This window comes from Flavobacteriales bacterium (assembly GCA_021296215.1).
Lineage (GTDB): Bacteria > Bacteroidota > Bacteroidia > Flavobacteriales > ECT2AJA-044 > ECT2AJA-044.
Map to the genome: position 1 here is coordinate 25399 of JAGWBA010000002.1, position 20451 is coordinate 45849.

A 20451-nucleotide genomic window follows, 5' to 3' on the forward strand; every position below is an offset into this window, starting at 1 on the left:
CGTGTTAAATCAATTATTTGGATAATTCTTTCTTTACCTGGTCGATCTTTTTAAGATGATCCACCTCTTCAGGAGCACTCAAGGCTTCTAAATACCTAAATGCTGATCTACTACCTTCCAAGTGATCTTCTAAAAGAGCCAAGGACTTTCTAGTTTCTTTTACTGCCTTTTCTGCGGGCTCCCAGTCATTGGCGCGCATCATTCCCGAAGGCTGATCCTTCACGGGTTCCGTTGCCGGCCACATTACCACGCTCAACATTAGGGTCAATGAAGCGGCAATTCCTCCCATCCAATAAAGCCCTCTCCTATTCCTGATCCGTTCATCAGCTCTGATCAAATTGTTGAATTCCTTTTCGAAGTCATCCGACAACTGAACTTCAGCAGCTAATTCACTAGTCCCCAAGATGTAATCCCGTTCCGGATACCATTCTTCGGGTAGATCAGGACTTCTCATAGCCTCCCGAAGCTCCTGCTCCTCGCGAAGCGAAAGATCACCGGCGTAATACCGTTCCAATCTTTTCGCTATATCATTCCAGTCCATATGCGTTTGTCTTTAGCAATCCCTCTCTCAGTTTTTTTCGGGCCCTGGAGAGATTGACCCGTATGGTGTTGATCTCGAGACCCGTTACTTCCGCAATCTCTTCGTATTCATACTGCTCTACGTCCCTGAGCATTACGATCTGACGCTGCTGCTCTGTTAAGTCCTCCATCAGGTCCAAAACCTTTCTCGCAGCATCCCTGATCTCTGCTTTTTTGTCCGGCAGATCCGCGTCATCCTCAACGACAATCTTCAACTCTGCGGTCTGATTCGCTTTTAACCTCAAGCGATCCAAACAATGGTTCTTGGTCATGGTCATTGCGACCGCTTCAACATTCCGATACGTGAATAACTTCTTCTTGTTTTTCCACAACTTCAATAAGATTTCCTGTGTGGCGTCCTCGGCATCTTCCGAAACCTTCAGCAAGGAATAGGAAAACCGATAGATCTTATCGCGTAGGGGGTAAACCTCAGTATAAAACGTATTCGCGCTCATAAAACCTTAAGACGTTCCGGAAGAGTTTTCATTACAACATTATTCTCCTTTCGAACAAATTAGTCCAAATCACACTATTTTCTATCTTCACAGCAATACAAAATACGACTATGAGAATTGGTGTTCTTCTTTCAGGAAGTGGCGTGTACGACGGCTCTGAGATTCATGAAGCTGTTTTTACCTTGTTATCTATCGACGAGCGCGGAGCTCAGTATCAGCTTTTCGCACCTAATAAAGACCAGCTGCAAGTAATCGATCATCTTACTGGAAACGAGATGAGCGAATCGCGAAACGTACTCACCGAAGCAGCGCGAATTGCACGTGGCGCCATCGAAGATATTTCCGGTGTTCACATGAAGGATCTCGATGCCTTGGTTATTCCGGGCGGATTCGGAGTTGCGAAAAACTTGAACACCTGGGCCCTGAGTGGACCTGAGTCGGAGATTGACCCTGAAGTAAAACGCATCGTTCTCGAAGCCGTTGATGGAAAAAAGCCAATCGCCGCTTTGTGTATGGGTCCCACCGTTGTCGCCAAAGCCCTCCAAGGCACTGGTCACCACGCGACTCTAACAGTCGGAACTACAGAAGCCTCGTCTCCATACGATATCAAAGGAATCTCTGAGGGTTTAGCTGCAGTAGGCGCCAAACCCGTCATGAAAACCGTTCATCAGATCGCCGTCGATAACAACCTCAAACTCGTAACCGCACCGTGTTACATGATGGATGCCCGCATTTCAGAAATTCGCGACAATATCGATGAGGCCATCGACAAGCTTTTCGAATTCTTCCCAATGACGAAATGATCGTGCCCTCGAAAGCGAAATACCTCTTTTTTCTGGTCATTCCGTTTTCGGCCTACCTTTCCCTTTTCGGCTCCGGAGTTGCCACCTACTATTGCGTACTCGTTGCATTTGGCGTGCTGCCCATTATCGAGCTACTGCTTCCGCCCGACCCATTCAACTGGGATGAATCCACCATGATGAACAGGCGAAAGGACCTACTCTTCGATCTGTGGCTCTACCTAAATCTGCCCCTTCAATTTGGAGCTGTGCTGGTCTTCCTTACCCAAATAGACGACCCGACGTTACATTGGTGGGAAGTGCTGGGCAAGATCACAGCATTGGGGATCATGTGTGGAGTCAACGGCATCAACGTCGCACACGAACTCGGTCATCGGCGCGAAAAACACCATCAAGTAATGGCCCAAGCCCTTCTCATGACAAGTCTCTACATGCACTTCTTCATCGAGCACAATCGCGGACACCACCTGCATGTTAGCACACCGCAAGACCCCTCTTCGGCTCGATATCGCGAGTCTCTTTACGCTTTCTGGATCCGTTCTACCACGCAAACCGTAAGCTCGGCGCGGCGACTTGACCCTAAGCAAATGGTGGTCTTCCAAGTGATTCAAATCGCTTGGGTGTTATTGATTTTAGCCCTAGCGGGCAGATTCGCAACTCTGGCCTACTTAGGGGCCGCCGTGCTTGGTTTCCTCCTACTCGAATCGGTCAACTACATAGAACACTATGGCCTTAGTCGTAAAATGGTTTCTCCTGATCGCTACGAAAAAGCCAAACCTGAACACAGTTGGAACTCCGACCACCCATTGGGTCGATTGATCCTCTTTGAACTATCTCGACATAGCGACCACCATTACCAACCGCAGCACCCGTACCAAATACTTCGACACCACGATCATTCACCCCAATTACCCACAGGCTATCCCGGTATGATACTCCTCGCGACGATCCCGCCACTGTATTTTAGCATCATGGATGCTCAAATGAAAAAATATGACCTTCTGCCCAAAACATCATGAACCTTGAAGGGGATTTTACGTCTCTTTAATAGAAATAATATTGCCTATTAATAGTAATACTATTATTTTTGCACCGTAATTAACGATTTATGGTGTCAAAACACATATTCCCCGTGACCCGATTTTTTCGCTTGCTCGCAAACGATCGAAAGGATTTGTTCTACGTTTACACCTTCGCCATAATCAGCGGGGTGGTCAACCTTTCCCTTCCTCTCGGAATTCAGGCGATCATTGGGCTTATCATGGCCGGTAGGGTAAGTAACAGTTGGATCTTGTTAGTCGCGATCGTACTCATCGGTATCCTAGCCACAGGGATACTTCAAATTCTCCAAGTACAGATCATAGAACTTATTCAGCAAAGGATATTCTCGAGAAGCGCATTCGAATTCGCCTACAGAATCCCTCGTATTAAAACGGAGTCGGTAATGTACCGCCATGCCCCTGAATTGGTAAATCGCTTTTTTGATACGCTTACCGTTCAAAAGGGTCTTCCGAAGATCCTTATCGACTTCGTTACGGCGGTACTCCAAATCCTCTTTGGGCTCATCCTGCTGTCCTTCTATCACCCGTTCTTCGTTCTATATGGAATCATCCTACTCCTGCTCCTATTCGTGATATTCTATTTCACGTCTCCAAAAGGTTTGAGAACGAGCATAGAAGAATCGAACTATAAGTACGAAGTCGCCCATTGGCTCGAAGAGTTGGCCCGAACAATGAACACGTTCAAATTGGCAGGTCAGTCGACCCTTCCACATGGTAAAGCAGATACTTTGGTCGCGAAGTACTTGAAAGCCCGTAAATCGCACTTTCGAGTCGTGCTCTTTCAGTTCAGTAATGTAGTAGCTTTTAAGTTCTTGGTTACAGGCGGACTGCTTATTCTGGGCGGATTATTGGTGATCAATCGCGAACTAAATATCGGCCAATTCGTCGCTGCCGAAATCATTATCATCCTTATTATCAATTCGGTAGAAAAGATCATCAATAACATAGAAACGATCTACGACGTATTGACCGGTCTCGAAAAGATCGGCGTAGTCACGGACCTGCCACTGGAAAAAGACGATGGGCTTTGTGCAGACGATCTGCCTGGTGTTGGCCCCATGACTTTGCGTTCCGAGGGTTTAAGTTATCGATTTCCCAATGAGCAGAGATATGCTTTAAAGGACATATCCGTAGAAGTAGCCGCCGGTTCAAGTGTAGCAGTCGTTGGACCTAGCGGAAGTGGTAAGTCGACACTCATGGCCGCAATGGCCGGATTATTCGATCAGGTTGAAGGACAAATCAGTTATGAGGAAATCCCCCTGAAGAATTGGGACCTCGAAAGCTTGAGGTTCATGATCGGCGACAACCTCATACAGGAAGACCTTTTCCAAGGCTCTCTACTCGACAACCTCACCTTGGGTCGTGATATATCATTCCCAAAGGTTCAAGAAGCTGTAAGAGCCGTTAAACTGACTTCGTGGATCGAATCCCTCTCGAACGGTTACGACACAGAGCTCCAACCCCTAGGGAAACTGCTTTCAAGAGCGGTAATGCAGAAGATCTTACTTGCCCGAGCGATCATTCACGACCCTCGGCTCCTGTTGCTTGAGGACTTTGGGCGACTTAAGATCAAAGAATGGGTCGATCACATGCCTTCATTCCTAACCGACAAAGCTCGTCCATGGACCATGATCGTGTCTACAAGCGATCCTGAAATGGTAAAGCTATGTGACGTGATTTGGTATATGGAAAATGGTAGAATCGTAGACACCTGTACGTGGGAAGAAGCGAAAACAAGAACCTGGTTCAAGGACGAATTCCCGAATACGCCATGTTAAACATCAGTCCAAATTCAATCCGCGGAAAGGTCAACGAAAATAAGTATTTATCGTTCCGCATCACGAGTAGCTCAAAGGCCATTCGAGTCTTTACCAATTGGCTTTTAAGTTTCATGGGGATCGTTTTCATCATGCTTTTCATGCCTTGGACACAAAACGTTCGCGGTACGGGAAGGGTGACGAGCTTGTATCCGCAACAGAGGATCCAAACACTTCAGAGCACGATTGATGGTCGATTCGAAAAATGGTATGTAACGGAAGGCGACACCGTTCGCAAAGGCGATACCCTAGTGCATATCAGTGAGATCAAAGACGCTTATTTCGATCCGGAACTGCTCACGCGTACTCAAGAACAGCTCACCGCTAAAGAGCAGAGTGCCGAAGCTTATAAAGAAAAGATCCTTGCACAAGAAGAGCAAATCGATCAACTTATCCGATCTCGAGACCTGAAGCTTAAGCAGCTTCGACTAAAGGTCCAATCGGACAGCCTCAAAGCCGATGCGGCAAACATTGCGGCAAACCTCGCCAAAATTCAATACAGTCGGGCCGATACCCTTTTTGAACAAGGTTTGGTATCGAGGTTCGAAAGAGAAAAGCGCTGGCAAAAATTGCAAGAGATGAACTCCTATGCTCTTGCTGCGAACAACGATTATGCGAATCAGCAAACCGAACTGGCCACTACTCGAGCTGAGTATGGCGAAAAGATCGCAAAGACTCGAAGTGAGTTGTTCTCTGCCCAAAGCGGGCTTCAGGAGGTCGAGTCGCAAATCGCCAAACTGAGAAATCAACTAGAGAATTACCGGATTCGGCGTTCCTTCTATTTCGTTCGAGCTCCTCAAGACGCTTTCGTCACTAAAGCTCTTAAAACGGGTATTGGAGAGAACATCAAAGAAGGGACACCTATCGTGGAGTTAATGCCTTTGGACTATCAACTTGCAGTTGAAATGTATATCCGCCCAGTAGACCTGCCATTGATTCGACCGGGACAAAAAGCTCGAGTAGAATTCGATGGATGGCCTGCGATTGTTTTCAGTGGTTGGCCTAACACGTCTTTTGGAACCTTTGCCGCCGAGGTATTTGCAGTGGACAACAGTCTTTCGGCAAATGGCCGGTACCGCATTTTACTTAGAGCCGATTCCAGTGAAGAACCCTGGCCGGCTCCACTTCGATTCGGGGCCGGAGCCAACAGTATCCTGTTGCTCAACGACGTTCCCGTTTGGTACGAAATTTGGCGACAGCTCAACGGATTCCCGCCGGAGTACTACAAGAACGAAACACCTTTGGACAAAGAGAGCAAAGGGATCATGAATGGTGGAAAAAAATGAAAAAACTCGCGCTCTTACTCTGGATGGTCGTGAGTCTGAACTCTTCGGCTCAGGACACCATACTACCTGCCGAAACCTATTTGGGATGGGTGGGTAAATACCACCCATTCGTTGCCCAAAGCGACCGAGTTAGAATGATCGCAGAAGCAGAGGTACCACAAATGCGCGGCTTCTTTGATCCTGTATTGAGCGGATCAGTTCGCAACAAGGACTTTGATCAAAAGGAATACTACTTCATGGCAGGCGGTCAATTGACCGTCCCAACTCGGTTAGGGCCTCAGTTCGAGGTGGGATATGATCAAAACCGAGGGGAATTCCTCAATCCACAGAATGATCTTCCGGAACCCGGACTTTGGTACCTCGGTATAGAAGTACCGCTACTGCAAGGCCTGATAACGGATGAGGAGAGAACGGCAGTAAGAATGGCAGAGGCGGGTCAGGAAGTAACCGATCAAGAGATCAGGGATCAAATCAACGATCTTTTTTACAGAGCCCAGGAAGCCTACTGGAATTGGTCGGCAAGCTACGCTGTTTGGAGAACCCGCCAAAATGCCGAACTAACCGCTTATCAGCGGTATCAGAATACGGTAAAGGGTTTTGAAGAAGGTTTTTATCCGGCCATCGACACCCTTGAGGCATCTATTCAATGGCAAAATCGAAGACTTTTGCGTCAAGAGGCCCTGAAGGAATACGTCCATGCTCAGCTCAAGGCAAGCACGTTCATTTGGGATAGTTTGGGGAACTCCCTGATTCTGGCCGATTCGATCAGACCTCGTCCATTGGCCGACTTTCAATACGTTTTATCGCCCCAAGAACTGGCATTATCCATCGATAGCTTGCAGTCGGATCATCCAAAGTGGCTTGCATTCGAAAGCCAGCTCGATCTCTTGAGGTTCGATCAACGGCTTAAATCGCAAAAGATCCTACCCAAGGCAAACTTGCGGTACGACTTATTACAAGACGACTCATCCTTGGGGAGTGAGGGGCCCGACCGGAATTTCAGCAACCACTACTGGAGCTTAAAAGTAGAACTCCCGCTGTTCTTGCGTGACGAGCGTTTCGCGCTGCAGCAAGCGCGTTTTAAAGTTGAGCAAACTGACCTTAAACAGGGAGAAACATGGGTAAAAACAAGCAATTATTGGAAGGCCCTGCGCAATGAGCTTCTTATCCTAACGGAACAGGCCGATCAATACGAAACTACGGTTTCAGGGTACCTTCAATTACTCAATGCTGAGATCACCCTATTTTTTAGCGGTGAAAGCAGTTTATTTGTAGTAAACTCAAGAGAACTGAAGTGGCTCGAAGGGATGGAAAAGCTGATTGAATTACGCCAAAAGTTTCGCACGAAACGTGCGCTGTGGTATTATCAGGGAGGACTTACTCCACTTCAGCCATAATAGGTCATCCAGGTCGTTGAGAATTCTTAATTTTACGATCCCAACAGACCTTTTGCTATGTCAAAACAACGATTTGTACTTTTATTGATCCTCATTGGCGCCTTGAGTCGTCTAATCCCTCACCCCGCGAACTTCACTGCCCTTGGTGCGATTGCTCTCTTTGCCGGCGCAAAAATTGGCAAACAATACCTCGACTTTTTGATTCCGGTCGCCGCCTTGTGGTTGAGCGACTTATTGGTCAATAACATTCTATACGCTGCTTATTACGATAGCTTCATCTTCTTCACTGAAGGCTTTATGTACATGGCTATTTCCATGGTTTTGTCGGTCATGGTGGGTAGATTGGTACTCTCGAAAATGACAACATGTCGATTATTGTCTGGAACTCTCATTTCATCTGTTCTGTTTTTCGTTATCACGAATTTTGGAGTTTGGATGGCTACGACACCCGGCTATCCTCAGAGCTTCCAGGGACTCATGCTTTGTTACGAGGCCGCTATTCCTTTCTTCAGGAATGAATTCCTCGGCACATTGGTTTATTCAGGTGTATTCTTTGGTTTGTACGAGTGGGTCTTCCGCAGCTCACTTCTTCCTGCAAAAAGCAGATGAACCCCTTTTCCTACTGGGAAAAGAGGGAAATAGAATCCCCTTCCGAATTGCTGATCGTAGGTTCCGGAATAGTTGGGTTGTGCTCTGCATTATCGTATCGTGAACTCTACCCCCGTGCGCGAATCAGGATCGTTGAACGAGGGCTATTCCCCAACGGCGCAAGCACTAAAAACGCAGGTTTCGCCTGTTTAGGGTGTCCAACCGAACTTATCGCAGATCTACGATCACGCCCCAGGGCCGAAGTGATAGAGACCTTGGCCATGAGGTTTAAGGGTCTTCAAAGGTTATTCTCCTGGGTTGATAAGGACCTCATTAGGTACGAAAATTGCGGCGGATTTGAACTTTTTACCGAGAATGACCAAGAGTCCTGGATCGAAGTAAAGGAGCGTATAGCTGAACTCAACGACCTCTATTACACCGCAACGAATGCCCAGAATGCTTTGGAACTGGAACCTATAAACCAAAGTTTTAAAGGAGTTATTGGTACGGCGCAACTTCGTTTGGAAGGGGCGTTGAACCCCTGGTCGATGGTACAGGGTCTGCTTCGAAAGACGACTGCTCTGCACATAGACGTTTGGAATGGTGTAGAGGTCAAGAACCTCTCGGATAACGAATCCGGTGTTGAAGTTGAAACGAATATCGGGACGTTGAGAACAGATCGCCTATTGCTTTGCACCAATGGTTTAACCAATGCTTTGATCAAGGGCCTCGACCTTCGTCCGGCCAGGGCCCAGGTTCTGGTGGCGCGCACCGATAAACCCATCGGGTTTAAAGGCACCTACCACATGAACGAAGGATACTACTACTTCAGACATCTCGACGATCGTCGCGTTTTACTAGGCGGTGGAAGACAGCTCGATATCCTTGGGGAGACCACTACAGATATGAACACTACTAAATTGATCCAGAGCAATTTAGAGGATTTACTTAAAGTCGTAATTTTACCTGAGGCAAACTTTGAGATCGAGAATAGATGGGCTGGGATCATGGCAATTGGCGAGGGCAAACGACCTCTTATCGGTCGCGCATCGGGTCGAGTTAGGTACGCGGTTCGCATGGGCGGGATGGGTGTCGCTATTGGTGCTGAAGTTGCCCATCGAGCCGCGAGGCTCTGGTTATAAAATCAATGCCCCGGTCTCAAAAGAATCTTCGGAATAAAGCCCACACGAGCGGTATCGACCGGATCGAAGAACGGGTCGAGGTGGTGAAGCCGGCCGCGAGTAGCAAAATCGAGTACATCGGTATAATACCAATCGCCCAGCAATGGATCGCGATATATGGTTCCCACGTTCGCAGCGCCCGTTGAGCACATGGCATTTGGTTGAAAGATCCAATCGTTCCGCCTGAACTTGTATATCTCGGCATTCGACCAAAAGTAAAAGGCGTCTTCATTTGTTACGAAATGCAGGTGCGACGCATCTCTTGGGCCAAAATCGTGAGTTCGCATGACAAACCCGTTAGAGGCGTTGATCTCGACCAAATCAGAACCTATGCTCGCATGTGTTAGGGCATACATACGGCCTGCGGCCAGAAGCAGGTCGCTAACGCCTCCGGGTAGATCTATTTGGTGGCGCAGGGAATCGCCCCGCAGATCAAAGCCCAAAAGATCGCCATTTACTTGATCTTCGACCCATAAGATAGAATCGACGAGCACCATACGCTCGGTCCAGCCGGGGGTTTCCCATTTATCGAGCACCTCACCTGTTTCGGTATTGATCACCCAAAGGTGGGAATCAAAGAGTTGTGAAACGAAGATTCGGTCGTCTTTACGCACCATATATCTCGGCGATCCGAGGTTTTGGAAATCGCGCCGCAGGCGCATCGTAGCGGGGTTAACGACGGCAATACGCGACGAGTTATTGACTACGAGGTACAGGTCGTTTTCATCTTCGTAGACTGATTGAAGCACATCGCCGAGGGGAAGGTCGTTCGTGGTTTCAAAAATTTCGGAAGCCGAAGTTTTATCGAAGGGTTGGTAGTAGCTGAGCGAGGCGTTTCCAAAATTGAATGTTCCTTCATTTCCTATGAGGACACCGTCATCGAAAGCAAAGACGCCACTCCCCTCTTCTATAGTGCTCTGGGGGCCTATTTCCTCGTTTTGACATCCCGTTAATACAAGGACAATGAATATGGCCCTTATTATTGTACGTTTAGTCGCCATTGGGCTCCGATTTGAAAGGTTCGGCCCGGCATCGGGCGCAGTGGAATGGTTTGATAGTGAACATCGGTGACGTTAGCGCTTTGAACGAAAGCCGCTACTTGATGCTTGCCCCAGTACCATTTGTACGAACATCGCAAGTCCGCCGTTTGGTACCAAGGCATGTAGAATTCGTTTTCTCGGTCGGTATAAACGGATCCTTGGAAAACGAAGTTTAGTGAGAACGTGAATTTCCTCAATGAATAACTGCTGTGAAGGCGAGCTTGATGAAGTGGGATAAAGATCAACTGATGGCCCTGCTGATCGCGACTTTGGGTGTAGGAATAGCTCGTACCCACGTTCAATTTACCGGCAAATATTGGCATGGTTCCCGATAAGTCAACTTCAGCACCGAGAATTTCGACCAGATCGATATTCGTGGCGCGCCAAGTGAGGTCAGATTGAGGCAGCCAAAGGATGTAGTTTTCGACATGATTGGTAAATCCTGTAATTCGACTTTCCATAGTGGCTGCAACGATGTTGAACTCAAGCTCCTGGCTGATTTCGTTTTGAAAGCTTTTCTCCGGGCTCAAATTCAATTGACCGTCGACTCCCCAGAATAGATCGTTCAGGGTTGGGTATCTTACTTGAGTCGCTGTTCGGAATCGAGTCCCCCATTGCTTTTTCGCTCCGTATGTCGCCTTGATACCCAACTGGTATTGAAAAGGTGCCCAATCGCCTTGAATGCGCTCCTGTTTAGCGTGAAACTCACCCCGTAGGTACTCCCATCGTCTATTCACCGATAATGCGGCTGCGTAGCGAGATCTTTTAGATTCGCCGTTTGGGTACGCTTCGACATCGCCTTGTTCCTGTATGTATTGCAACAGGGTCTCTACCTCAGTCAAACTATCGAGGGAGAATTGGGTTCTCCATTGACCCTGCCATGTTTGAGCTACCGATTCATCCTCGTCGAAATTGATGGCCCAGCTCGAGAAGCCCGCTCTGACTTGCGATTCCATTGATTCTCCCGAGGATGTCCATTCGGCTTGGACTCGTTGTTGCACGTCGTTTTGGGTAGATTGATCCATAGCGCTAGTGTTCGGATATATCGACATGAGCCCCGGAATTTGCCTATTGCTCTGCTGCAGCCACAGTCGAGCCATGACGGTATTGTTAGAGTTCAGACGTACACCGGCTTCCTGAATCCACTGATTTTGATTCACCTCGGCGTGTTCGTTGACGAATGTTGGGCTATCGGTTAGTCGTGGGTTGGTGTACTCAAAATCATTCAGAGAATAATCCCACAGAAGTTTTGTACGCCAAAATATGGCTCCATTAGAAGCCGACAGATCAAATTCAGTGTGATTGGTTTTGTAGCTGCCCAAAACCTGTAGTAGTCTTAGCTGAAAATGCTCGGAGGATCGCGGTTCATTACTGAGGTTGAGCGCACCACCAAAAGAGGACACTCCTGACGGAAGTGACGCACCACCGTATATGAAGTCAATTTGATCGAATGCTGAGGGGCTTACCAAGTTCAGGTCGAACAGTCCGAGCATAGGGCTATTGACCGACATTCCATTCCACAAGACTTCCGTGTGTTGTGCTCCTGTACCTCGCACCGAAAACGTAGCTACGGCAGACGGGCCATAGGATTTTACATATATCGGAAGCTCCGCTGAAATGGATTCAGAGAGCCTAAAGTATCCGACCTGCATGGACGAATCGAGTTGCAGGTTCAAGGCCCCTTCGGACCCTTGAACCTGAACGGCCCAAAGATCCACATCGGAAAGCATGGTGGTGTCCATCTGGCCGTAGGCCAAAATCGACATAAAGAATAAGATCGCTGTGTAAAATCGGCGCATATTACTTGATCACGCGGCGCACGGTCCGGTTTCCGGATTCCGACTGGGCCACGATCAAATATGCGCCAGAAGGCCAACTTGAGGTTGGAACGCGATGGTCGATAGCTTCTTCACGGTTGATGATCACCTGTCCGGCCCCGTTGTACACCTCAAGTGAAATTCTCTCATCACCTTTGATGTTGAGGTTCTCGATCACCGGAACGGGGTACACGGACAATTGAAGATCGCTGCGCTCCATCAAAGAAGCTACTGGAGGTGCCGCCGTTACCGGAGCCGATGGTTCGATAGCCGGATCGAAATCCATGTAACTACAACCGAACCAGGTACCCGCAGGTACGTCGGCACCGATACCTAGGTTCGAGGTCCAAGAGGTGGGATTTCCAGACCAAGTTCCCCAGTAATCGGGTTGACCACCAAGTCCTTGTTGGGTGCCGTAAACGACATCATTCAAGAACCCCGTGGTAATACTAACACTAAAGCCCGGATAATCATTAGCAACTGCCTCAAGTAATCCTTCCCCATCGATTGAACCATCGAAAAGCACACCCCATGCGACGGATCCGGAGCCATCCAAAAAGTCGATGACAAGACCGGCCGTATCGCTTCCAGCACCGGCAAAGAATTGAAGGTCAGATAACTCAGTAACTTGTGCGTTCACGTAAGTGGCCAGGCCGCACAAAAGCCCGGCAGATAGTAATTTAAAGCGCATACTTTATCCCGAAGTAAGGTTAAACAATCAGTAAAGACTTAGGCAGGTCTTCTGACTTACTCCCAGTTTCGGGCCTTCCCACACGATCAGTGCAGTGGCGAGGATCGAAACGCTTGGCGAAGCTTACAGCTGCGGGAACAGTTCCGGAGTTACACCGGATTCCCTATTAATCTCAAATGCAAAAAGTAATTGAGAACCCAAGACGGGATAAAGGTAGGCAATTTTTATTTGTTGGGGGGTATTACGGTGATCTTGAAGCCATAGTTCAAGAACCGCATTTTTGTGAGTCCCTCGAAGTTTTCCGCATCAAAAGAAACGGTGGATTTTTGGTTCATGCCCGTATAATCAGTGTAGAGGGATAGGAAAACGAAATCCTCGATAAGGTTGAATTGGAGATCGAGTCCGAAATTATAGCCGAATGCCACATTGTTGTCGAAGTTCACAACCTCTTTAAGGACTTCATCGCCCATATCATCAAATACGGTGATCGTGAAGGCAGGTGTATCCGTGAAGACGATTCCCCCCCCACGCATAAAGATTAATGGAGATCTTGTTACTGGCATCGATCCGAAAATCAGGGCCAATCGTGGTCAATAATGGACTGTAGCGACTGTCGGAAATACGTGTTTCAAGCCCAAGGTCCTCGGTAAAGTCCTGCGCCATGGTCTCAGTGTCCATGTTATTCCACGAATAAGTACTGTGTGAACGATACCCCCAATGCGACTGATTTTTAAAAGGGGTGGGTGTAGGAGTCAAAAACGATACCCCAACCGCTCTCGGCGTACCCGCCGTTCTCGACATTGGCCTCACCAAAATCGCCCAAGGGCATTGAAATAAAAGCTCCAATGGAAGATTGACTTTGAGCAAAAAGGAAGGTGGCCAAAAGGGCTCCGCTAAAAGTGAGTATTAATTTCTTAATGACCGTGTTTTGCGGAATATACAAAATGAATCAACGTGGAAAGGTCTTCAAAGCCTGATTATACGCCGTTTCGAATGCTAGGGAATTTAGTCCGTGCTGCAGTTTATTTTCCGTGGCAAAGGAAAGCAGCTTCTCTGTAGGCATGTTTCCGATCAAGTCATCCGTGGCCATAGGGCAACCCCCAAAACCTTTAATTGCACCATCGAAACGTCTACATCCGGCATCCCATGCCGCCTTTACTTTCGGGTGCCAGTCGTTCGGTATCGTATGCAAGTGGGCTCCAAACTGGATCTCTGGCAATGCGGGAATCAAATGGCTGAATAGTTGCGTGATCACTTCCGGGGTCGCTGAGCCAATGGTGTCGCTAAGCGCCAAGGTACTCACTCCCATTTGTTCGAGTCGTTCGGACCACATGATGACTAGTTCAGGCGACCAGTGTTCTCCATATGGATTGCCGAATCCCATGGACAAATAGACCACTAGCCTTTTCTTGTGTCGAAATGCGATGTCCTGAATTTCTTCGACGATATGAAGAGACTCTTCAATGGTTCTGTTGGTGTTGCGTTTCTGAAATTCCTCACTCACACTGAATGGATAGCCCAGGTATTCGATCTCGGCAAAGCTTGCAGCGTCGTTAGCTCCGCGGACATTAGCTACGATCGCCAGTAGTTTGGAGTTGGTGTTATCGAGGTCGAGTTTATTCAGTACTTCAGCGGTATCGGCCATTTGCGGAATGGCTTTCGGGCTCACGAAAGAGCCAAAATCCACGATCGGAAAGCCAACTTTAAGGATCGCGTTGATGAAGTCAACCTTTTTGTTGGTCGGAATAAACTCTTTGATGCCTTGCATGGCATCGCGGGGACAGTCGATAATCGTGATTTGTTCGCTCATAGGGATGGCACCAGTTCTTTGTTGATTCGCTTGATCATGGCGGGCCCTTCATAAATGAAGCCCGTATATACTTGGACCAAGGACGCGCCGGCGTTGAGCTTAGCTTTTACGTCCTCTGCCGTGTACACCCCTCCTACTCCTATGATCGGGACGGAACCGCCACTCTTATGACTCAAATAACGAATAACCTCGGTCGAGCGTTCACGAACGGGTACCCCTGAAAGTCCGCCCGCACCTATAGCCTCAAGTTCTTTTTTCGACCGCTTAAGGCCACTTCGGTCAATAGTGGTATTGGTCGCAATTACGCCATCGATCTTAGAATCGCGCACTATTTCTACGATATCGTCGAGTTGGGCATTGGTCAGATCCGGAGCGATCTTCAGCAGTATCGGTTTTCGCGAGTCCTTTTGAGTATTCAACTCCTGTAAGCGGTTCAAAAGTGCCGTCAAGGGTTCTTTATCTTGCAACTCGCGCAATCCGGGCGTATTCGGAGAACTGACGTTGACCACGAAATAGTCCACATACGGAAATAGAGCTTCGAAGCACTTTTCGTAATCCTGCGTGGCCTCTTCGTTAGGAGTAAATTTGTTTTTACCGATGTTTCCGCCCACGATCAAGTTTCCCCGATCGACCTTTAGTCGTTTAATAGCCTCTACTACTCCCCCATTGTTAAATCCCATGCGGTTGATCAAGGCCTGATCCTCCGGCAATCGGAACATTCTCGGCTGTGGGTTCCCGGGTTGTGCTACTGGGGTCAAGGTTCCGATCTCGATGAACCCGAAACCGTAATTGGCCAGTTCTTTGAACAGTTTGGCGTCTTTATCGAATCCGGCCGCGAGTCCGACCGGGTTAGGAAATTTGATACCAAATACCTCGCGCTCCAGTTTTGGGTTTTTCACTTGGAACAGGGCTCTGTTTATTGCTCCGACTCCTGGAATGCGGTGAATGAGCTTTATGAGTCCAAAAGTAAAGTGATGAGCACGCTCGGGCTGTAGGCGAAAAAGCAGCGGTCGTATAAGGGCTTTGTACATAGCTGCAAAGTTACTTAATGGGAATTATTAAGCCTTATTAATTCTTAGTTCCTAGAAATAGTTGAGTGGTTGATAAAAGGTTATTGGTTAATGGTAATTGGCAATTGATCACAGTTCACCGTTCGTGGTTCATAGTTCACAGCTCGTGTCATCCCGCGAACAACACTAAAAGACCTATGTTTTACTGAAATGGAACGGGAGTTTACTGACCGTGAGGTCGATCGGATAATGGAGATGGCCCGGGAGGACCGTACGCCTTTTGAAGCCATCGAATTTCAGTTCGGAATCAAAGAGAATGAGGTTCGGGAGCTCATGCGACGCGAGATGAAAACGAGTTCCTTCAAAATGTGGCGAAAGAGGGTTAAAGGCCACAAAGCCAAACATTCCCTACTTCGGCCTTTCAATGCAGGTCGCTTTAAATCGAAGAATCAGAAGTAAGCCTTACCTTTGGCGCTCATGTCGAAAGAAGGTATCAATATCGTTAACCGAAGAGCGCGTTTCGAGTACGAGCTGATCGATGAGTACACGGCCGGAATCAAGCTCCAGGGTACTGAGATCAAGAGTATACGTAATGGAAAAGCTTCGTTGGGCGAAGCTTATGGCATGTTCATTCTCGATGAGTTGTGGATTCGCGACATGCACATCGCCGAATACAAGTACGGTTCCTATGCCAATCACGAGCCGAAGCGCCCTCGAAAACTGCTTTTAAATCGGCACGAGCTCAAGAAGATCCAAAAGCGATTGGCGGAAAAGGGTCTGACCGTTGTACCTACTCGTTTATTCATCGATGACAATGGGCGAGCCAAGTTAGGAATCGCCGTAGGTCGAGGAAAAAAGAAATTCGACAAGCGAGAGTCCATCAAACGACGTGAAGACAACCGCAAGATGGATAGAGCTATGAAGCGCTAAAGTTGCCAATCGTGCCGCAGGCACACCCCCTATTCTTTATCGCGAAGCATTGGAACGAACTTGAAACTCCCGTACTCGATGGTTTCGAAGTCGTTTTCGCCCGATCTGATGACGGCGGTCATGACCTGCTTCTCGAAGCCTACTGGGATCACCAACATACCTCCGACCTTCAATTGCTGTTTCAAGGCTTGGGGAACCTCGGGAGCACCGGCGGTGACGAGGATCTTATCGAAAGGCGCGTAAACGGGCAATCCCTTGTAGCCGTCTCCGTAAAAAGTTTTCGGGTTGTAATGTAGATTTCGGAACAGGACACGCGTTTTGTTGTACAGTTCGATCTGACGTTCGATCGTATAGAGCTTTGCTCCCATTTCGATGAGCACACAACTTTGATAGCCCGAACCCGTGCCGATCTCCAGCACTTTCTCACCTGGCTGAACCCCTAAGAGCTCACTCTGGAAGGCTACGGTGTACGGCTGGGAAATAGTTTGCCCTGCTCCTATCGGAAAAGCTTTGTCCTCATAGGCGTGTTCTAAAAATCCCGTATCAAAAAAAAGGTGACGCGGCACTTTTTGCATTGCGTCGAGCACACGCTGGTCGTGAATATCCTTCACTGCTATCTGACGTACGAGTTTAGCGCGTAATCCTTGATGTCGCGGAGTATCTTGCATCCGTTCTATTCCCCCGAAATTGGTTACTTTTGGCCTCAAATCTACGGATATGAAGTTGAAAGCGGGTGTTTTGGGAGCCGGACATTTGGGAAAGATTCACATAAAGTTGCTCATCCAAAGTGAGGAGTACGAATTGGTAGGATTTTACGACCCGAACCCGGAGAACAGCGCTGTGGTAAGCGAGGAGTATGGAATTCAATCTTACGACTCTATTGAAGTGCTCATCGACGCCGTAGACGTGGTGGACATTGTAACCCCTACGCTTTCGCACTACGATTGCGCCGTTCAGGCCTTGCGAAAGTCTAAGCACGTTTTTATCGAAAAGCCCATTACCAACACGGTTGCCGAAGCCGAAGAGCTTATCCGCCTCGCAAAAGAAGCGAGTGTTAAGGCGCAGGTTGGACACGTTGAGCGGTTTAACCCCGCCTTTACCACGGCTCGACCGTTCATCAATCAGCCCATGTTCATCGAAACCCACCGTTTGGCGCAGTTCAATCCACGAGGAACAGATGTTCCCGTGGTGCTGGACCTTATGATCCACGATCTCGATATCGTTCTGAGCATCGTCAACAGCACCGTTAAGCGCGTTTCGGCGAGCGGCGTCAGCGTGGTTAGCGAGAGTCCGGATATCGCCAATGCACGAGTCGAGTTCGATAACGGCTGCGTAGCTAACCTCACTAGCAGTCGCATATCGATGAAGAATATGCGGAAAACCCGAATTTTTCAGCGCGACGCCTACATTTCGGTTGATTTCCTGACCAAGGAGACGGAGATCGTTCGCATGAAAAACGTCAAAGGCGAGCTCGAGGATTACGCCATGGTGCTCGACCTAGAAAACGGCAATCAAAAGCAGATCTATTTCGAAAAGCCCGAAGTACCGAGCAACAACGCCATTCTCGACGAACTAAATTCACTTGCCCACTCGATTCGGAACAACACCGAAACCGCTGTGACGTTAGAAGATGGACACGCGGCCCTGAAACTGGCAACGGGCATCATATCTAAATTCAACGACCAACTCAAGCCGATTAGCGAGTGAAACGCTTTTTTATCTTCTTAGTGGCGGCCTCAACGGCCGGATGTGGACTTTCCGAACCCCCGGAGCAGATCCCGGGCTACGTTCAAATCGAGGACATTTCAGTAACGACGAATTCCGGAGAAGGAAGTAACAGCGACAATATCAGCGACTGTTGGGTGTACGTAGAGGATCCCGAGCTCGGTTTCGTGCTCCAAGGAGTCTATGAAATGCCCGCGAGCTTTCCGATCATCGGCGAGGGAAATACCCCAGTTCGTATTCAGGGAGGAGTTCGTATTTCGGGGCTGAGCTCGGCCCGACAATTATACCCATTCTACAGACCGTATTTGGATACGGTGAAATTAACACCAAACGGTAACGCCAAGATCGAACCCGTCGTGGACTATTACCCCGGAGTGGTCTTCGATTGGATGGAAGATGCCGAAGATCCAGGCCTGAGCATGGAAGCTACAGAAAGCTCCGACACTACCCTTCTGCGTATTACCGGATCTGAGGCCTTTGAAGGAAACGCCTCCTTGGCCTATTACGTAGACACGGCAAACCCGTTGTTCTTTGGGGTAACGGTAGACGAATTCGTTTTACCCAAAGGCGGACGGCCTGTTTTCCTCGAAGTGGATTACAAGTGCAACTACGAATGGATCATAGGACTTCTAGGCAATACCCCTAACGGCGTTACGGACTTTATTGCGTTGACGATCAGACCGAAGGAAGAGTGGAACAAACTCTACATTCAGTTGACCAACCAAGTCAGCGCAGCAGGTAATTTGGATGCTACCTCGTTCAAGATTTACTTTGCCTCGCTTCTGAATCCCGATCTTCAGGACGAGGGATATGTATATATCGACAACATCAAGCTGGTTTATTGATGAATAGACGTCTACACGTCCTTAAATACCTTGCATTCGACATCGTAGCAGCCGGTGCTGCGTGGGCGTTGTTTTACGCATACCGAAAAACGGTCATTGAATCTGCCAAGTTTGGAATCAAAGTACCCCTCGACTACGATACGAAGTTCTATTGGAGTCTCGTGGCCATCGTGATCTTCTGGATCACGATGTACTGGTCATCGGGCTATTATCGCGATATCTACAGAAAGTCTCGCGTTCAGGAATTGGGTCAAACCATTTTCCATTCGCTACTGAGTACGGTCATCATTTTCTTCGTCTTAATTCTGGATGACACCATCGTCAGCTACAAAAGTTACTACAGCTCCTTTTTCACCCTTCTGGGACTACACTTTGGCATTACCTACATACCGAGGTTTTTCTTGACCACACATACGGCCAGGCGTGTTCACAGGCGCGAGATCGGTTTCCCTACTCTATTGATCGGAAGTAACGAAAATGCCGTTGAACTCTATCAGGAGTTAGAAAGTGCCCGTAAATCGAGCGGAAACAAATTCGTGGGGTTCGTAAGTGTAAACAACAATATTGAGTTCTTGGCCTCCAATGAACTTAACCACCTTGGAACTTATCAAGAGCTTCCGGAGGTTATTGATAAATACGAGATAGAAGAAGTGATCATAGCCCTCGAATCGACCGAACACAGCCGAATCGAGGAAATTCTCAACCTCCTGGAGCCGGTGCCTGTAGTGATCAAGATCATTCCCGACACCTACGACATTCTCTCCGGAAAAGTACGCATGCAGTCGATCTTTGGAACTCCGTTGATCGAGATCCAACACGACCTCATGCCCCTGTGGCAATTCACCGTTAAACGAGGTCTCGATATTTTACTTTCGATCGTTTTTATGTTCTTGCTGTCTCCCGTGTTTCTGTTTACCGCAGTAATGACAGCGTTAAGCTCTCCCGGTCCGATTTTGTTTCGGCAAGAACGCGTTGGACTAAATCGCAAGCCATTCAAGATCATCAAGTTTCGTTCGATGTACCAAGATGCTGAGAAGATGGGGCCTCAATTATCGAGCGAGGACGATCCGAGAATTACAAAATGGGGACGGGTCATGCGAAAGTTTCGCCTCGATGAGCTCCCCCAACTGTGGAATGTTTTGATCGGTGACATGTCGTTCGTTGGTCCACGAGCAGAACGAAAATTCTACATCGATCAAATTGAACAAAAAGCCCCGCATTACCGTCACTTGCATAGAGTTAAACCGGGCATTACGAGCTGGGGAGTGGTGAAATACGGGTATGCTGAAAACGTGGATGAAATGGTTCAGCGGATGAAGTACGACATCATTTACATCGAGAACATGTCGCTGTTCATCGACATTAAAATATTGATCTACACTATATTAATAGTCCTTCAGGGACGTGGAAAATAAGCAC

Annotated in this window: 22 protein-coding genes and 1 riboswitch; of the genes, 12 read left to right on the top strand and 10 right to left on the bottom strand. The window is 48.1% G+C overall.

Annotation, left to right across the window (positions count from 1 at the left end):
- Positions 1–13: 13 nt before the first annotated feature.
- Both J4F31_00515 and J4F31_00520 read right to left on the bottom strand, forming a co-directional pair.
- On the bottom strand, positions 14–541 hold the full coding sequence (locus J4F31_00515; protein MCE2495063.1) for a hypothetical protein: 528 nt from the start codon (positions 539–541) through the stop codon (positions 14–16).
- Positions 528–1034, bottom strand: coding sequence for an RNA polymerase sigma factor (locus J4F31_00520; protein ID MCE2495064.1), 507 nt, complete (start codon positions 1032–1034; stop codon positions 528–530). Before J4F31_00520 ends, J4F31_00515 begins: the two co-directional genes overlap by 14 nt.
- Positions 1035–1144: 110 nt before the next feature.
- Here J4F31_00520 and elbB point away from each other — a divergent pair, with 110 nt between their 5' ends.
- The 7 genes from elbB to J4F31_00555 all read left to right on the top strand — a co-directional run bounded on the left by elbB (position 1145) and on the right by J4F31_00555 (position 9125).
- Complete coding sequence (gene elbB / locus J4F31_00525; GenBank protein ID MCE2495065.1) at positions 1145–1837, top strand: isoprenoid biosynthesis glyoxalase ElbB; 693 nt, start codon at positions 1145–1147, stop codon at positions 1835–1837.
- Positions 1834–2853 carry an alkane 1-monooxygenase gene (locus J4F31_00530; GenBank protein MCE2495066.1) on the top strand — a complete coding sequence of 340 codons (1020 nt, stop codon included), beginning with the start codon at positions 1834–1836 and terminating at the stop codon, positions 2851–2853. Before elbB ends, J4F31_00530 begins: the two co-directional genes overlap by 4 nt.
- Positions 2854–2966: 113 nt before the next feature.
- Positions 2967–4673, top strand: a complete 1707-nt coding sequence (locus J4F31_00535) for an ATP-binding cassette domain-containing protein (protein MCE2495067.1) — start codon at positions 2967–2969, stop codon at positions 4671–4673.
- Positions 4667–5998, top strand: coding sequence for an HlyD family efflux transporter periplasmic adaptor subunit (locus J4F31_00540; GenBank protein ID MCE2495068.1), 1332 nt, complete (start codon positions 4667–4669; stop codon positions 5996–5998). The genes J4F31_00535 and J4F31_00540 overlap by 7 nt, the downstream gene beginning before the upstream one ends.
- On the top strand, positions 5995–7395 hold the full coding sequence (locus J4F31_00545) for a TolC family protein (GenBank protein ID MCE2495069.1): 1401 nt from the start codon (positions 5995–5997) through the stop codon (positions 7393–7395). The genes J4F31_00540 and J4F31_00545 overlap by 4 nt, the downstream gene beginning before the upstream one ends.
- 57 nt (positions 7396–7452) lie before the next feature.
- The gene (locus J4F31_00550; protein MCE2495070.1) at positions 7453–8004 is read left to right on the top strand and encodes a hypothetical protein; all 552 of its coding nucleotides are present in this window, start codon (positions 7453–7455) and stop codon (positions 8002–8004) included.
- Positions 8001–9125, top strand: a complete 1125-nt coding sequence (locus tag J4F31_00555) for an FAD-binding oxidoreductase (GenBank protein MCE2495071.1) — start codon at positions 8001–8003, stop codon at positions 9123–9125. Before J4F31_00550 ends, J4F31_00555 begins: the two co-directional genes overlap by 4 nt.
- 2 nt (positions 9126–9127) lie before the next feature.
- On the opposite strand, the gene J4F31_00560 is transcribed toward J4F31_00555, so the two are convergent.
- The 7 genes from J4F31_00560 to J4F31_00590 form a co-directional block, all read right to left on the bottom strand.
- A complete protein-coding gene (locus tag J4F31_00560) occupies positions 9128–10165 on the bottom strand; it encodes a hypothetical protein (protein ID MCE2495072.1) in 1038 nt (345 codons plus the stop codon).
- Complete coding sequence (locus tag J4F31_00565) at positions 10144–12003, bottom strand: TonB-dependent receptor plug domain-containing protein (GenBank protein MCE2495073.1); 1860 nt, start codon at positions 12001–12003, stop codon at positions 10144–10146. Before J4F31_00565 ends, J4F31_00560 begins: the two co-directional genes overlap by 22 nt.
- Position 12004: 1 nt before the next feature.
- The gene (locus J4F31_00570; protein MCE2495074.1) at positions 12005–12712 is read right to left on the bottom strand and encodes a T9SS type A sorting domain-containing protein; all 708 of its coding nucleotides are present in this window, start codon (positions 12710–12712) and stop codon (positions 12005–12007) included.
- A 23-nt stretch (positions 12713–12735) separates the two neighbouring features.
- A riboswitch (cobalamin riboswitch) is annotated at positions 12736–12928 on the bottom strand.
- 8 nt (positions 12929–12936) lie between these two features.
- Positions 12937–13245 carry a hypothetical protein gene (locus J4F31_00575; GenBank protein MCE2495075.1) on the bottom strand — a complete coding sequence of 103 codons (309 nt, stop codon included), beginning with the start codon at positions 13243–13245 and terminating at the stop codon, positions 12937–12939.
- A gap of 197 nt (positions 13246–13442) precedes the next feature.
- On the bottom strand, positions 13443–13655 hold the full coding sequence (locus J4F31_00580; GenBank protein MCE2495076.1) for a hypothetical protein: 213 nt from the start codon (positions 13653–13655) through the stop codon (positions 13443–13445).
- 6 nt (positions 13656–13661) lie between these two features.
- Positions 13662–14522 carry a hydroxymethylglutaryl-CoA lyase gene (locus tag J4F31_00585; GenBank protein MCE2495077.1) on the bottom strand — a complete coding sequence of 287 codons (861 nt, stop codon included), beginning with the start codon at positions 14520–14522 and terminating at the stop codon, positions 13662–13664.
- A complete protein-coding gene (locus J4F31_00590; protein ID MCE2495078.1) occupies positions 14519–15553 on the bottom strand; it encodes a quinone-dependent dihydroorotate dehydrogenase in 1035 nt (344 codons plus the stop codon). Before J4F31_00590 ends, J4F31_00585 begins: the two co-directional genes overlap by 4 nt.
- Positions 15554–15742: 189 nt before the next feature.
- Between J4F31_00590 and J4F31_00595 the strand changes: the two genes are divergently transcribed.
- Together J4F31_00595 and smpB are read left to right on the top strand one after the other, a co-directional pair.
- Positions 15743–15991 carry a TIGR03643 family protein gene (locus J4F31_00595; GenBank protein MCE2495079.1) on the top strand — a complete coding sequence of 83 codons (249 nt, stop codon included), beginning with the start codon at positions 15743–15745 and terminating at the stop codon, positions 15989–15991.
- Between the two features lie 18 nt (positions 15992–16009).
- Positions 16010–16462 (top strand): SsrA-binding protein SmpB, encoded by a 453-nt coding sequence (smpB, locus tag J4F31_00600; GenBank protein ID MCE2495080.1) that lies wholly within the window; start codon positions 16010–16012, stop codon positions 16460–16462.
- Positions 16463–16491: 29 nt separating this feature from the next.
- Here smpB and J4F31_00605 read toward each other — a convergent pair whose 3' ends face one another.
- Positions 16492–17130, bottom strand: a complete 639-nt coding sequence (locus J4F31_00605) for a protein-L-isoaspartate(D-aspartate) O-methyltransferase (protein MCE2495081.1) — start codon at positions 17128–17130, stop codon at positions 16492–16494.
- A 49-nt stretch (positions 17131–17179) separates the two neighbouring features.
- On the opposite strand from J4F31_00605, the gene J4F31_00610 reads away from it, so the two are divergent.
- Genes J4F31_00610 through J4F31_00620 form a run of 3 tightly spaced genes read left to right on the top strand, consistent with a single transcriptional unit; the run spans position 17180 to position 20447 of the window.
- Positions 17180–18169: a Gfo/Idh/MocA family oxidoreductase gene (locus tag J4F31_00610; protein MCE2495082.1), complete on the top strand. Its 990-nt coding sequence runs from the start codon at positions 17180–17182 to the stop codon at positions 18167–18169.
- Positions 18166–19032 (top strand): hypothetical protein, encoded by an 867-nt coding sequence (locus J4F31_00615; GenBank protein MCE2495083.1) that lies wholly within the window; start codon positions 18166–18168, stop codon positions 19030–19032. Before J4F31_00610 ends, J4F31_00615 begins: the two co-directional genes overlap by 4 nt.
- Positions 19032–20447 carry a sugar transferase gene (locus J4F31_00620; protein ID MCE2495084.1) on the top strand — a complete coding sequence of 472 codons (1416 nt, stop codon included), beginning with the start codon at positions 19032–19034 and terminating at the stop codon, positions 20445–20447. Before J4F31_00615 ends, J4F31_00620 begins: the two co-directional genes overlap by 1 nt.
- Positions 20448–20451: the final 4 nt, after the last annotated feature.